The 12905-nt window shown below is 68.4% G+C and carries 14 protein-coding genes and 1 rRNA gene; 12 read left to right on the forward strand and 3 right to left on the reverse strand.

The window, feature by feature from the left end; all coding sequences use genetic code 11:
- Positions 1–25 precede the first annotated feature (25 nt).
- Both rrf and CRP45_RS31925 read left to right on the forward strand, forming a co-directional pair.
- A 5S ribosomal RNA gene (gene rrf, locus CRP45_RS31920) occupies positions 26–142 on the forward strand.
- A 155-nt stretch (positions 143–297) separates the two neighbouring features.
- The gene (locus tag CRP45_RS31925) at positions 298–768 is read left to right on the forward strand and encodes an SRPBCC domain-containing protein (protein ID WP_067793374.1); all 471 of its coding nucleotides are present in this window, start codon (positions 298–300) and stop codon (positions 766–768) included.
- Between the two features lie 21 nt (positions 769–789).
- Here the strand turns inward: CRP45_RS31925 and CRP45_RS31930 are convergent, their stop codons facing one another.
- Positions 790–1521: a DUF2071 domain-containing protein gene (locus CRP45_RS31930; protein WP_097248364.1), complete on the reverse strand. Its 732-nt coding sequence runs from the start codon at positions 1519–1521 to the stop codon at positions 790–792.
- 269 nt (positions 1522–1790) lie between these two features.
- Between CRP45_RS31930 and CRP45_RS31935 the strand changes: the two genes are divergently transcribed.
- From CRP45_RS31935 to CRP45_RS31960, 6 genes are all read left to right on the forward strand, one after another.
- Positions 1791–2957 carry an alpha/beta fold hydrolase gene (locus tag CRP45_RS31935; protein ID WP_097248365.1) on the forward strand — a complete coding sequence of 389 codons (1167 nt, stop codon included), beginning with the start codon at positions 1791–1793 and terminating at the stop codon, positions 2955–2957.
- A gap of 134 nt (positions 2958–3091) precedes the next feature.
- Positions 3092–4186 (forward strand): ABC transporter substrate-binding protein, encoded by a 1095-nt coding sequence (locus CRP45_RS31940; RefSeq protein WP_097248366.1) that lies wholly within the window; start codon positions 3092–3094, stop codon positions 4184–4186.
- On the forward strand, positions 4186–5049 hold the full coding sequence (locus CRP45_RS31945; protein ID WP_067793316.1) for an ABC transporter permease: 864 nt from the start codon (positions 4186–4188) through the stop codon (positions 5047–5049). The genes CRP45_RS31940 and CRP45_RS31945 overlap by 1 nt, the downstream gene beginning before the upstream one ends.
- On the forward strand, positions 5025–5807 hold the full coding sequence (locus CRP45_RS31950; protein WP_179831086.1) for an ABC transporter ATP-binding protein: 783 nt from the start codon (positions 5025–5027) through the stop codon (positions 5805–5807). The genes CRP45_RS31945 and CRP45_RS31950 overlap by 25 nt, the downstream gene beginning before the upstream one ends.
- Positions 5804–7156, forward strand: coding sequence for an LLM class flavin-dependent oxidoreductase (locus tag CRP45_RS31955; protein ID WP_097248367.1), 1353 nt, complete (start codon positions 5804–5806; stop codon positions 7154–7156). Before CRP45_RS31950 ends, CRP45_RS31955 begins: the two co-directional genes overlap by 4 nt.
- Positions 7157–7262: 106 nt before the next feature.
- Positions 7263–7736: a hypothetical protein gene (locus CRP45_RS31960; protein WP_097248368.1), complete on the forward strand. Its 474-nt coding sequence runs from the start codon at positions 7263–7265 to the stop codon at positions 7734–7736.
- Positions 7737–7746: 10 nt separating this feature from the next.
- Here the strand turns inward: CRP45_RS31960 and CRP45_RS31965 are convergent, their stop codons facing one another.
- A complete protein-coding gene (locus CRP45_RS31965) occupies positions 7747–8331 on the reverse strand; it encodes a TetR/AcrR family transcriptional regulator C-terminal domain-containing protein (protein WP_067793311.1) in 585 nt (194 codons plus the stop codon).
- A 127-nt stretch (positions 8332–8458) separates the two neighbouring features.
- On the opposite strand from CRP45_RS31965, the gene bioB reads away from it, so the two are divergent.
- The 4 genes from bioB (at position 8459) to CRP45_RS31985 (ending at position 10992) form a co-directional block, all read left to right on the forward strand.
- Positions 8459–9472 carry a biotin synthase BioB gene (bioB, locus tag CRP45_RS31970; protein WP_097248369.1) on the forward strand — a complete coding sequence of 338 codons (1014 nt, stop codon included), beginning with the start codon at positions 8459–8461 and terminating at the stop codon, positions 9470–9472.
- A gap of 9 nt (positions 9473–9481) precedes the next feature.
- Positions 9482–9709, forward strand: coding sequence for a biotin synthase auxiliary protein BsaP (gene bsaP / locus CRP45_RS31975; RefSeq protein WP_097248370.1), 228 nt, complete (start codon positions 9482–9484; stop codon positions 9707–9709).
- A gap of 14 nt (positions 9710–9723) precedes the next feature.
- Complete coding sequence (locus tag CRP45_RS31980) at positions 9724–10368, forward strand: DUF2567 domain-containing protein (protein WP_245910657.1); 645 nt, start codon at positions 9724–9726, stop codon at positions 10366–10368.
- A 90-nt stretch (positions 10369–10458) separates the two neighbouring features.
- On the forward strand, positions 10459–10992 hold the full coding sequence (locus CRP45_RS31985) for a DUF1353 domain-containing protein (protein ID WP_097248372.1): 534 nt from the start codon (positions 10459–10461) through the stop codon (positions 10990–10992).
- Positions 10993–11469: 477 nt separating this feature from the next.
- Here CRP45_RS31985 and CRP45_RS31995 read toward each other — a convergent pair whose 3' ends face one another.
- A complete protein-coding gene (locus tag CRP45_RS31995) occupies positions 11470–12903 on the reverse strand; it encodes an ATP-binding protein (RefSeq protein ID WP_097248374.1) in 1434 nt (477 codons plus the stop codon).
- Positions 12904–12905 lie beyond the last annotated feature (2 nt).

The following is a 12905-nucleotide window of genomic DNA, read 5'->3' on the forward strand; positions in this document are numbered from 1 at the left end:
CGGTGTGTGGATAGTTTCATAGAGTTACGGCGGCTATAGCGGTGGGGAAACGCCCGGTCCCATTCCGAACCCGGAAGCTAAGGCCACCTGCGCCGATGGTACTGCACTCGACAGGGTGTGGGAGAGTAGGACACCGCCGGAACATCATTGCGAAAGGCCCCCAGCATCAGCTGGGGGCCTTTTTGCGTTCGGCGGATGTCCGTCAACCGCGAAGGCCCCGACCGTGGCAGGAGGCATTTCGGGGCTCGCCGTATCGAGGCTCCTCGCGCGCCGAAGTCGCGGACTACCGTGGTGCACATGTCCAGCACCAGGATCGGCAAGCACATTCGCGCATCGCGGTCGACCGTCTACGGCCTGCTGCTGGACGCCGACGCGGTCGCGCGGTGGCGGGTGCCCACTGGAATGACCAGCCACGTCCACGAATTCGAGCCGCGCGAGGGCGGCCGATTCCGCATCACCCTCACCTACGACGACCCGACCGACACCGGCAAGACCACCGCCCAATCCGACACCTATCAGGGACGTTTCGTCACCTTGATCCCCGACGAACAGGTTGTGGAGATCATCGAATTCGAGAGCGACGATCCGGCCGCGGGCGGCGAGATGACCGTCGCCGTCACCCTTTCCGACGCGGCCGACGGCGGCACGGATCTGGTGGCGATCCACGAGGGCCTGCCCAGCGCGGTGAAACCGGAGGACAACGAACTGGGCTGGCGACTCGCACTGGCCAAACTCGCCACGCTCGCCGAAACCGGCTCGCTCGACTGAGGACGTGGTCCGGCCGAGCAGTCAGACCATCGTCGTAATCCGCATCGGCGCGGTGACGTTCCAGACAGCCGGGACATCACGCATGAGCAGCGTGCAGTCGAGAGTCGCACTGCCGCGCGGGAATCGGGTCCGGTCCTCGAAGAAGGTCGAACGGACGGCGTGGGTGTGCGCCGGGCTCACCTGCCATGCGTGCGTGTCCAGTTCGAGGCCGTCGAGGCGCGTGCCATTACGGCTGGCGGAGAAGCCGTTGCGTCCCCGCTGGAAGAAATCCGAAGCTGTGGCCAGATCGGGGAACATCGCGCTGCCCTCGAACTCGTCGACCGTGCGTACATCCACACTGACCTTGGTCGAATTGTCCCTGCTCGTGTAGGCGACGTGCAGGTCGTGCCCGCTCTCCGCGACGTCGAATCGGGCGAAGCTGTGGACACCGGGAAACAGGCGCCCGCCGAGCAGCACGTTCAGTGGTGAGCCGCTGTCTCTGCGCGGAATGTAGACGCCGCTCTCGACCCCATCCGGACCGTCCCATTCGACAGCTATTCGATGCGCCGCGTTCTCGCTGCGCACACCGACCGCGCTCGGCAGACCGACCGGACGTACTCGGCCGAGCCGGATGAGACAGATTCCCGCCACCGCCCAGTCGCCGACCAGATGTGGTCGCAGTGGCGCCGGTAGCAGAGCCGCCGCAACGTCGGGTTCGACGCGGTAATTGACCAGCAGACGTCTCTCGATGACGCTCGAGATCTGAGGCATCATGCGACGGGTCCTCTCCCTCGGAGCCGGCTCCACCGCTGTTGCGGGCGATACCGATCCCTCCGGATTCGACGGTACAGGGAGCAGTGCAGACCGCTCTTGTGCGTTCGCGCACAGCCTTTCGAGGAGTTCAGATCCGCAGACGACGGCGAGCCGGGGCGCGTTGTCGAAGGTGGCAGCTGGGCGCGCACTTGCCGAAGCATTGCGGGGTCGGCTGCGAGCACGATGCGGACAACGTGGCAGCCCTCCGCATCCGTCGATACCGTGAAGAGATGTCGCCGTTGGACGATCGGCACCCGTCCACCGTCACCGACTGGGATGATGCGCGACGGAAGGCTCGACTCCGGGAGACCCGCCTCGGGCACCGGTGGACGACGTTGCGCCGCACCAGGTTGACACTGCTGCGGGTCGCCGCACTGCTGATACTCGTACTCACCGTGTTCACTCAGTACTGGGTGCACGATGTCGCTCCCGAGCGCGCCAGACTCGCGTTGACCGAGCCCGCGCTGCTCCCCGTCGCGACTCCCGCGCAGCAGGAGAACTGGGACACCGCGGTCGTCGATCTGGTCGGATTGGGCGGTCTGAACGCCTCCGACACGGCGGAGTCGTTGCCCGCGCTGCGGCGGATGGGCGTGGTCTGGGCGATCAAATACGACAATCAGGGCATCGACAGCAAGGTGATCGCCGATCTCGTCGTCCGCGCCGCGCAGATGTCGGGCGTGCGGAACGTCGTGCTCGTCGGCCACAGCATGGGCGGGGTCATCGCGCTGGAGGTCGGGCAGCACATCCATCTGGACAGCGACCGGCGGTTGGCCGGCGTGCTGTTGGACTGCACCCCCGTCGATCTGAACGCGGTGCGCCCGGAGAGTCGCGGACGCGGCGAGGACATGCTGCGCTGGATGGGCTGGTTGCCTGGGGCGCGCGAGAGCCGGGCCCTGCGACTCGCCGTGGAGACCTACGCGCGCCGGGAGCGCTTCGTCGATCGCGCAGCCGATCCGGTGCCGACGATTCGATTCGCCGAACTGGGGGACGTGCTCGCCGAAGTAGCGACCGAGAAGGTCTTGTCGAGCAACGCCGCGAGCAACGGTCTCATCGAATCGCAGTTCCTGGCCATCGTCGGTGGCGGCGCGATCGATAATCTGCGCGCGCTGTCCCGTCCGGTGAACGGCAAACCGCGCCCGGCCATCGTGTTCATCCGGCCGCGCGACGCCGAGCGGGACCGCGTCGTCGATGTCGAGTACTCGCACCAGGTGCTCGTCGAGCGCGCGGGCGGAGTCGACGGCAGCCTCCTGGTGGTGATGCCGCGCAACACCGGTCACGCGAACCCGCGGCAGGCGCCGCAGGAGTACAACAAGGTCATCGACCAGCAGGTCATGCCGTTCATGCAGCGGTATCTGGATCAGGTGCGCGGAGTGCGCAGCGCGGCGGCGCCGGGCTGATGTCGCGCCGCGGCGTCCGGCTGGCACAGCGGCGCCCGGTTGCGGGAAGTGCCGCGGCATCGGGCTGACACCGGTTCGAATCACCCTGCCGTTAACCGTGTTCGGGCCCGTTTCGTCCTGCTTGACTACCGAGCATGTTTCGACCGAGTACGTTCCCGCCCGGCCGCCGTGGCCGCCGCGCCACCGCCGTCTTGCTCGCCGTGGCGACCGTCGCGACCCTCGGGCTGACCGGATGCGCGAAGGACGACACACCGGTCGTCGACACCGCCGACACCCCGCTGCCGACCGAGGTGCCCGCGGGCACCAAGCTGATCGTCGCCGACCAGCAGGAGCGCCTGCAGAGCGTGCTGCGCGTCTCCGGTGAGCTGGACAAGCTCCCGTTCCAGGTGGAGTTCGCCAATTTCGTCGGCGGCCCCGCCATCCTGGAGGCGTTCCGCGCGGGCGCGGCCGACGTGGCGCCGGTCGGTGACGTGCCGCCGATCCACGCGCTGGCCGCCGGTCAGGACGTGCCGATCGTGGCCGCGCAGCAAACCAGCCCGGCCGCACTGAAATTGGCGGTCGCTCCGGGCCGCACCGCGACCACGCTGGCGGATCTGAAGGGCAAGAAGATCGCCTACGCCGAGGGCACCGCGCAGCAGGCCGCGGTGCTGCGCGCCCTGGACAAGGCCGGGTTGACGACCGGTGACGTGCAGCTGGTCCGGTTGCAGCTGGCCGAGTTTCTCGACGCGGTGCGTACCGGCCAGGTCGACATCGCCCCGCTGATCGAGCCGAATGTGACCCGGCTGCTGCGCACGCCCGGCGCGTCGGTGATCCCGGACGCCGAGACCGCGGGCATCTACGGCGGCCTGGCCTACCTGTACGCGCGGCGCGCGGTGACGCAGGATCCGGCCAGGTCGGCCGCGGTCGGCGCGCTGGTCGGCGCCTATATCCGGGCCTACCAATGGGTGAACACCCACCGGGAGGAGTGGGCGCAGAAGTACTACGTGGACAACCAGAAGGTCAGCCCAGAGGACGCGCGGCGCATCGTGGAATCGCTGGGGACGTACACCTTCCCGCATCTCGATCAGCGGCTCGTCGACCGGCAGCAGTCCACCATCGACGCCATCGCCGCCGCGGGCGAGTTGCCCAAGAAGGTCAGCGCCACCAACGGTTTCGACCTGCGCTACGACGCCGTCGTGACGCGCGCGGTCGCCGAATCCGGCGCGTCGCACGAACCGAAGGAGCGATGATGGCGACACTCGAAGCGGGCGTACTCGGCCGATTCGGCAGGGCGGGAACAGCGCCCGTCGAACTCCGGGCGCGCGGCAAGGTGTCGCGGCGCAGGCTCGGTCCCGGCAAGCCGATTCCGTTCGGCATCGCCCTCGGACCGACGCTGCTTGTGGCCGCATGGGTGATCGGTTCTGCCACGGGCACATTGGATCCGGAGACGCTGCCCGCGCCGTGGACGGTGGCGCAGACCGCGGGCGATCTGATCGCCGACGGCCGCTTGCAGTCCAATCTGCTGACCTCGGTGCAGCGCGCCGGTCTCGGTTTGGGGCTCGGCGTCGCCATCGGTGTGGTGCTGGCGCTGGCCGCCGGGCTGAGCCGTGTCGGAGAAGCATTGCTGGACGGTCCGATTCAGATCAAGCGCGCGATTCCCACGCTGGCGCTGATCCCGCTGTTCATCGTGTGGTTCGGTATCGGCGAGGAGATGAAGCTCATCGTCATCACCACCAGCGTGCTTGTTCCGGTGTACATCAACACGCACGCCCACCTGCGCAGCGTGGACGCCCGCTACGTGGAACTCGCCGAGACGGTCCAGCTTTCGCGGTGGGGATTCATCCGGCGCATCGCACTTCCCGGCTCGCTGCCCGGCTTCTTCATCGGCCTTCGCCTCGCGGTCACCATCTCGTGGCTGGCGCTGGTTGTCGTCGAACAGGTCAACGCCACCAGCGGCATCGGCTATCTGATGACGCAGGCGCGCACCTACGGCCAGATCGACGTCATCGTGGTCGGGCTCGTGATCTACGGCCTGCTCGGTTTGTTCGGCGACATCGCCGTGCGCGCACTGGAAAGGAGGACGCTGGCATGGCGCCAGACACTCGCGGACTGAACGTGGTCCGCGCCCGAAACCTCAGCCGCGGCTTCGGCGACCGGGTGGTGTTGCGCGGCATCGACCTAGACATCGCCCGCGGCGAATTCGTCGCGCTGCTCGGCCGCAGCGGCTCGGGCAAGAGCACGCTGCTGCGCGCGCTGGCCGAATTGGACGACGACGTACCGGGTTCCGGCGATCTCGCGGTGCCCTCCGAACGCGCCGTGGTGTTCCAGGATTCGCGTCTGCTGCCGTGGGTTCGGGTACTCGACAACGTGACGCTCGGCCTCAGCGGTGTGGGATCGGCGGATCGTGGCCGCGCCGCGCTCGCCGAGGTCGGCCTCGCGGGTCGCGAAAAGGCCTGGCCCAAGGAGCTTTCCGGCGGCGAACAGCAGCGCGTGGCGCTGGCCCGCTCGCTGGTGCGCGAACCCGAACTGCTGCTGGCCGACGAACCGTTCGGCGCGCTGGACGCGCTGACCAGGATTCGGATGCACGCGCTGCTGCAGGAGCTGTGCGCCAAGCACAAGCCCGCGGTGCTGCTGGTCACCCACGATGTCGACGAGGCCGTGTTGCTGGCCGACCGCGTGCTCGTCCTCGACGAGGGCCGCATCGCCATCGACCTGCGCATCGACCCGGAACGTCCGCGCCGCCACAGCGATCCGGCGTTCATCGCGGCGCGCGAGCGGCTGCTTGCCGGGCTCGGCGTCGATCCCCTTGTCAGCACGGCCGGTGACGCGGCCGACCCCCATTTTCACGAGGAAGAGAAGCAAGCCTCATGACCGAGCAACCGCGCCAGCTGAGCCTGAACGCGTTCATCTACCCGTCCGGCCACCACGAGGCGGCCTGGCGGCACCCGCAGAGCCGCCCCGACCGGATCTACGACGTCACCTACTACCAGGAGATCGGCCGCACCGCCGAGGCCGCGAAACTCGACGCGGTGTTCTTCGCCGACGGACCGGCCCTGCGCACCAGCGTCGAGCACAACGCGGCGCCCGGCCTGGAGCCGATCACGCTGCTGACCGCGATCGCCGCGGCCACAACGCATCTCGGCTTGATCGCCACCGCGTCCACCACGTACTACGAGCCCTACAACCTGGCAAGGCTGTTCTCCAGTCTCGACCACATCTCCGGCGGTCGCGCGGGCTGGAACATCGTCACCACCGGAACCGACTTGGCGGCGGCCAACTTCGGCCTCGACCGGCATCCCGACCACACGGAAAGGTACGCCCGCGCACGGGAATTCGTCGACGCGGTGGTGGCGCTGTGGGACAGCTGGGAGGACGACGCGATCCTGCTCGACCAGGCCGCAGGCGTCTACGCCGATCCGGACAAGATCCACCGCATCGACTTCGAGGGCGAATACCTCAGGGTTCGTGGACCGTTCAACGCGGCGCGGACGCCGCAGGGTTATCCGGTGCTGGTGCAGGCGGGCGCGTCCAACGAGGGCCGGTCCTTCGCGGGCCGCTACGCCGAGGCCATCTTCACCGCGCACCAGCGGCTGACCGACGCGCAGGCTTTCTACGCCGACATCAAGGCCAAGGCGCGGGAATTCGGGCGTGACCCCGATCAGGTGAAGATCCTGCCCGGTATCAGTCCGTTCATCGGCGACACCGAGGCCGACGCCAAACGACTGGAGCGCGAGTTCAACGAGCTCACCGTGCCGGAATACGGTCTGGCGCAACTGGAGAGCATCGCGGGCAAGAGCCTGCGGCACCTGGCGCTGGACGATCTCGTCCCGGTCGAGGAATTCGACGGCGCGGGCGATGTCACCGACAACGCGCAGTCGCGGCTCCAGGTGGTCGCGGGCATCGTGCGGCGGGACCGGCCGACCCTGCGCGGGTTGCTGCACCGACTGGCGGGAGCGCGCGGTCATCGCGTCTTCGCGGGCACGCCGGAACAGGTCGCCGACACCATCGAGGAGTGGTTCCGGCACGGCGCGGCCGACGGTTTCAACGTGATGCCGCCGTATTACCCGGGCGGGCTCGAGGTCTTCACCTCGACCGTCGTGCCGATCTTGCAGGAGCGCGGGTTGTTTCGCACCGAATACACCGGAACCACGCTGCGCGACCACTTCGGTCTCGCGCGGCCGGAGAGCCGGTACGCTCGACGACCGGCGCTGGCGGGGTGATCCTGGCGGGCGATCGTGCTTGTCGAAGAAGTTGCGCGCCAGCCGATCACCGCGTCGGCAGACGGTGCTCTCGGGTCTGCCGGTGGTGAGGTAGTTTGTGCGTGCCATGAGGAGTCGCGACGAGGTCACGCACCGAATCGATGAGGTCTTCGCTGGCTCGCAGCCGCTCACCGAGGACGAACTGGCGCCTCCGAGCATCGAGGCGCCGTACGTCATCGCGCATTTTCACGGCCGCTCGCGGGCGGACATCGATCGCTCGAGCTTTCTGCCCAGCCTGCACATGGAAGACTTCGCGTACATGACCGCGGGGGCCGTCGAGTACTACCTTCCGGCGGTGCTGAAGTTGATGCTGATCCCACCGTACGACTTCGAGCTCTGGATCCATCTCAGCGGCTTTCTCGGCAGTGCGCGACGCGACGACGAGACGACGCTACGCGGCCTCCGCCCCGCGCAGCACGCGGCGATCGCCGACTGGCTCGAGCTCCTGTCGCGCGAGATCGACGAGGGGATCGGATTCGAGCGCAAGGACGCCGTGAAGCTGGCGCGGCTCTATCGGCGGCTCGCGAACGCCGCGGCGTAGCCGGGCGCGCTCAGCGGATGCGGCTGCCGAGCAGGTGCCGGACGCCCGCGACGAACAGTTGCAGGCCGAAGTCGAAACGGGCTGTCGCGTCCGGGGTTTCGTCGATGGGGGTGCTGTCCTCGGGCAGCGCGCCCGCCGAATCCATCTGCATGCGGGACTGTTCGTCGACGGTTTGGCCCAGCACGTAGTACAGCAGCGTGAACGCGGCCAGCTCGGCCTCCTGGCGCGGCATGCCCGCGCGGATGGCGGCGACGGCGAGGCGTTCGCGGCCCTTGCTCGTGGTCAGGCGGGAGGCGTAGGTGGACGAGACCAGCTCGGCGCCGTCGCGGTAGGCGAGCAGGCAGTCGCGCAGCCGGTGCGCGAGCTCGGAGATCTGGCCGGACCACTCCTCGGCGGTCACCGGATCCTCCATCGGCGCGAGGATGCGGTCGGCGACGGCGCCGAGCAGCGCCTGCTTGTTGGGGAAATGCCAGTACAGCGCGCCGGGCTGCACCTGAAGCGAGCTCGCCAGCCTGCGCATGGTCAGATCGGCGAGGCCGTACTGGTCGAGAATGGCGATGGCGCCGTCGACCACGTCCGCCCTGTGCAGTTGCACCCGGATTCCTCCCCGTCGTGTTTTGACTCACTCCTACCGCTACCCTAGCCTGAACACCGTTCAAGTTGCACGGCCACCTCGGGCGCGAGGCGCGCCGACAGGCAGTTCAGCCGAAGGGATCCGTCCAGTGACGCAGGCACCCGTTGACACCGATATTCTCTCGATCGCCCGCGAGCAGGTGCTCGAGCGCGGCGAAGGCCTGACCCAGGAGCAGACACTCGAGGTGCTGCGCCTCGGCGACGACCGGCTCGAGGAGCTGCTGTCGCTGGCCCACGACGTGCGCATGAAGTGGTGCGGTCCTGAGGTCGAGGTCGAGGGCATCATCAGCCTCAAGACCGGCGGCTGCCCCGAGGACTGCCACTTCTGCTCGCAGTCCGGTCTGTTCCAGTCGCCGGTGCGCGCCGCCTGGCTCGACATCCCCAGCCTGGTCGAGGCCGCCAAGCAGACCGCCAAGACCGGCGCGACCGAGTTCTGCATCGTCGCCGCGGTGCGCGGACCGGACGAGCGGCTGATGGCGCAGGTCGCCGCTGGCGTCGAGGCGATCCGCAACGAGGTCGACATCCAGGTCGCGTGCTCGCTGGGCATGCTGACCCAGGAGCAGGTCGACCAGCTGGCCGCCATGGGCGTGCACCGCTACAACCACAACCTGGAGACCGCCAAGTCGCACTTCCCGCAGGTCGTCACCACGCACACCTGGGAGGAGCGCTGGGACACCCTGCGCATGGTGCGCGAGGCGGGCATGGAGGTGTGCTGCGGCGGCATCCTCGGCATGGGCGAGACCCTGGAGCAGCGCGCCGAATTCGCCGCGCAGCTGGCCGAATTGGAGCCCGACGAGGTGCCGTTGAACTTCCTCAACCCGCGTCCGGGCACCCCGTTCGGCGACCTCGAGGTGCTGCCCGCCGCCGACGCGCTGCGCGCCGTCGCCGCGTTCCGTCTCGCGCTGCCGCGCACCATCCTTCGCTTCGCGGGCGGCCGTGAGATCACCCTCGGCGATCTCGGCGCCAAGCAGGGCATCCTCGGCGGCATCAACGCCGTCATCGTCGGCAACTACCTGACCACCCTCGGCCGTCCCGCCGAGGCGGACCTGGATCTGCTCGGCGAGCTGAAGATGCCGATCAAGGCGCTCAACGAAACGCTGTAGGGCCTGGCCATGAGTACTGTCATGGATATGGACGAGCGCTACAACCCGTTCACCGGCAAGCGGATCGTGCCCGGTCTCGACGACGCGGTGCCCGCCGCGGCCGCGCTCGGCCTCGAGCCGCCGCGGTTCTGCGAGCAGTGCGGGCGCCGGATGATCGTGCAGGTGAGTCCCGACGGCTGGTGGGCCAAGTGCTCGCGGCACGGCGTGATCGACTCGAAGAGTCTGGAACACCGCTAGTGGCGGCCCGTGGTGTGCGAACCGAGGCGGGTGCGGCGTTGCTCGTCTCGGCGGCCGTCGTGGTGTGCAGCGTGCTCGTCGGCGTGCTGTGGGGCTTCCTGGCGCCGACCGAACAGCTGCTCGTCACCGAACCGGGGCGCGGCGCGCCGCTGACCGGCGAGAGCACCCACCAGTTCGACGCCGTCGCGCTGTTCGTCTGCGCGGGCGGGGTGACCGGACTGCTCACCGCGGTGGCGGCTTGGCGTCTGCGCACGGTGCGTGGACCGCTGCTGCAACTCGGGCTGGTGTCCGGCTCGTTGCTCGGCGCGTATTCGATGGTGCTGGTGGGGGAGACGGTCGCGGAGCTGCTGCATCCGCGTCCGGACGACCCGCCCGTCGGCCAGATCATCGAGCTCCCAACGCAAGTCGGCACGGCGCTCGCGTTGGTCGTGCAGCCGCTGGTGGCCTCGCTCGTCCTGCTTTTCCTCGCGGCGCTCAATCCGTCGGAGGATCTGGGCACCGGCTACGGCAGCGCATTCGGTCGTTCGCGTCCGGTCGAGGCGTTCACGCCGATCGGGTTCGACGCCGCCGGAGCGGGCGCGCAGTACGGGAGCTCCTACGGCCGTTACGATCCGGCCGCCGAGGGCGGGACGGATTCGGTGTCGCGCCCGGCTCGCTGACACGTCACCCAACCGTTGCCGCTCCGAGCCGTTTCGGTGCCTCTACCACGTAAAATGGTGGAAACACGGGCATTCGGAGAGGGGCGGGTCGTGGCATTCATAGGTGGCGGTCCGATCGTCGAGGAGATCGACGCGAAGTTCTGGCGGCTGTCCGAGCCGCTCGTCTATCGGGGCGATGTTCAGGAATTCACCGTGCCCGCTGGCTTCCGCACCGACTTCGCCTCGGTGCCGCGCGCGTTGGTCTGGCTCATTCCCCGCTACGGCGCCTACACCCGCGCCGCCATCCTGCACGACTATCTGCTGCGCTCGCGGGAAGTGAGCAGCGCCGACGCCGACGGCCTCTTCCGACGCTGCCTGCGCGAATTCGGCATTTCGGTGCCGCGCCGCTGGATGATGTGGGCGGCGGTGCGCTCGGCGAACCGGTTGCGCGGCGCGAGCCCGCGCGACTGGGCCCTGTTCCTGCTGATCGCGATGCCCTCGGTGCTGTTCCTCGCCATACCGGTGATCGTGGTGACGCTGTTCCTGTGGTTGTTCTGGGTGGTGGAGCTGGTGTTCTGGGCCGGTGGACGGCTCGTCGCCCATACGGCCGCGCCTCCGCCGAAGCCCCAGATGAAGACGGCCTGAACCGATTCGCAGTGCCGCGCCCTAGGCAATCGGCGCCGACCCCTCGCTCCCGCCGTGACGCTCGATGCGGGAGCGGCTGACACCGCAAGACGATTCGCACCGAACCAGTCGCGCGCCCTTCGGTCGATGCCCATCCGCGCCTCGCACGGCGGAAAATGGGTGGAGCCCGAAAGGCGGTCGTCGCTACCGTGATCCGGCAAGCAACGGGCCAGGGGGGGAGGTGACACCATGCCCGCCCACGCGCACACCGCGTCCCAGCTCGACGCATCCCGAACCCCTTCGGAACGCCCGGATCTCACCGCTTGGCGCCGCCGCCACGAACTTCGCCGCTCCAACGCGGCCCGCCCGATCCCCGGCAAACGCGAGTACCGCCGCACGCCGAAACACCGAAACCGTTCTCACGAAGCCTGATTCGCCTCGGGGTTTCCGGGCGCCCTCTGCGGCATGGGACCGGTCCGTCGGGTCCGTCGGGAAAATTCAGCGCCAAGCGTCGACGAGATCCGCAGGACCCCAATGCATCGCGAGCGGGAGTTCGGCACCGAGACCCGCGCGGGACACCGCGACAAGCGGCGTTCGAGTGTCGGCACCCGGCACCGAGAGTACCGCCCGGGCGAGGGCGTCGTAGTCGTGGCGATCAAACGGCCGCTCCTCGAGCCACTTGATCGATCCGAGGAAGTGGATCGCGCCCGCGACCGGCTCACGATCGGCGCCGATCAGATCGATTTCGGGATTGTTCTGCCGGTTCCACCACCCGCCGACCGCCTCGGTATCGGGCCAGCGCTCATCGGGCAGCAGGCGCAGTAGCGATTCGCGGATCAGCGGTTCGACGGCACGCCCACGCCAGGTCGTCCACGACCGTTCGATCCGAGTGCGGGCGACATCGCCACGACCTCGTTCGACCAGCGGAATTCCACGCTGCAGGAAGGCAAGCCAGAATCGAAGGTAGGAATCGGCGATTCGATAGCGCTTGTTCTTGCTGTCGGCTTTGGTCGACAGCGGAAGATCGGCCGCGACAATTCGTTTCGATTGCAATGTGGTCAGCAGTGGTGTCAAGGTTCCGGCGGGAAGTGCGCCCGCTCCGCCCGCCTGTGCCGCGATGGTGCTGAAAGTGCGCTCACCGCTGCCCACCGCCTCGAGCACCGCACGCGATCGCGAGGCTTCGGGAAACTCGCCGAGCAGCGTTAGTTCCCCCGCTACGAGCAACGGAGACAGCGGGTTGTCTGTCGAAGCGCGCAGGAAGTCGATTCTGCTCATGCCGGGCCGCCATGACTGGACGATCTCCGGGAAGCCGCCGGTGATCAGCAGTGCGTCGACGGCATCGGCCGGATCGAGACCTGTCATCGACTGAACGTCGGCCAGATGCAGCGGTTCGACGGTCATCTTGGCGGCTCGCCCGAAGAACGGTCGGTCGCGGGACTGCAACGCCTCCATGACCGAGATGTCGCTGCCGACCAGAATCAGGAGAACGGGCTTGGCTGATAGGTGACGGTCCCACACCGTCTGCAGTGCGCCCTCGAACTCGCCGTCCTGCTCGACCAGCCACGGGACCTCATCGATCACCGCGATGGTCGGGGAGTCGTCCGGAATCGCGATGGCCAGGGCGCGCAGCGCCTGATTCCAATCGGTGGCGTGCAAGCCGGATATCAACTCCGCGCCACCGAGTGCGGAGTGAGCGACGGTGGAGAGGAAGTCCTCGCGCTCGGCAACGGGGTTGCGTCCGCGGGTCGCCTGGAAGACGACGTAGGCGAGCCCGGAGCGATCACAGAACTCTTGGACCAGTCGTGACTTACCCACTCGCCGACGGCCGGTCAAGATGACCGCGCGCCCCCGCGTCGGCCCGGCATTCTCGGTGACGAGGTCGCGCTGCCGAGCCAGAATGTCGAGGTCGGTGGCCCTGCCGGTGAATTCCACGG

The organism is Nocardia amikacinitolerans (assembly GCF_900215415.1).
Classification (GTDB): domain Bacteria; phylum Actinomycetota; class Actinomycetes; order Mycobacteriales; family Mycobacteriaceae; genus Nocardia; species Nocardia amikacinitolerans.

Excerpts from the sequence above, each read along its gene's own strand:
- bsaP (WP_097248370.1), top strand. The coding sequence starts at position 9,482 with ATGAGTACTGTCATGGATATGGACGAGCGCTACAACCCGTTCACCGGC.
- CRP45_RS31930 (WP_097248364.1), bottom strand. The coding sequence starts at position 1,521 with ATGATGCCTCAGATCTCGAGCGTCATCGAGAGACGTCTGCTGGTCAAT.
- CRP45_RS31960 (WP_097248368.1), top strand. The coding sequence starts at position 7,263 with ATGAGGAGTCGCGACGAGGTCACGCACCGAATCGATGAGGTCTTCGCT.
- CRP45_RS31940 (WP_097248366.1), top strand. The coding sequence starts at position 3,092 with ATGTTTCGACCGAGTACGTTCCCGCCCGGCCGCCGTGGCCGCCGCGCC.
- CRP45_RS31955 (WP_097248367.1), top strand. The coding sequence starts at position 5,804 with ATGACCGAGCAACCGCGCCAGCTGAGCCTGAACGCGTTCATCTACCCG.
- CRP45_RS31935 (WP_097248365.1), top strand. The coding sequence starts at position 1,791 with ATGTCGCCGTTGGACGATCGGCACCCGTCCACCGTCACCGACTGGGAT.
- CRP45_RS31950 (WP_179831086.1), top strand. The coding sequence starts at position 5,025 with ATGGCGCCAGACACTCGCGGACTGAACGTGGTCCGCGCCCGAAACCTC.
- CRP45_RS31945 (WP_067793316.1), top strand. The coding sequence starts at position 4,186 with ATGGCGACACTCGAAGCGGGCGTACTCGGCCGATTCGGCAGGGCGGGA.
- CRP45_RS31925 (WP_067793374.1), top strand. The coding sequence starts at position 298 with ATGTCCAGCACCAGGATCGGCAAGCACATTCGCGCATCGCGGTCGACC.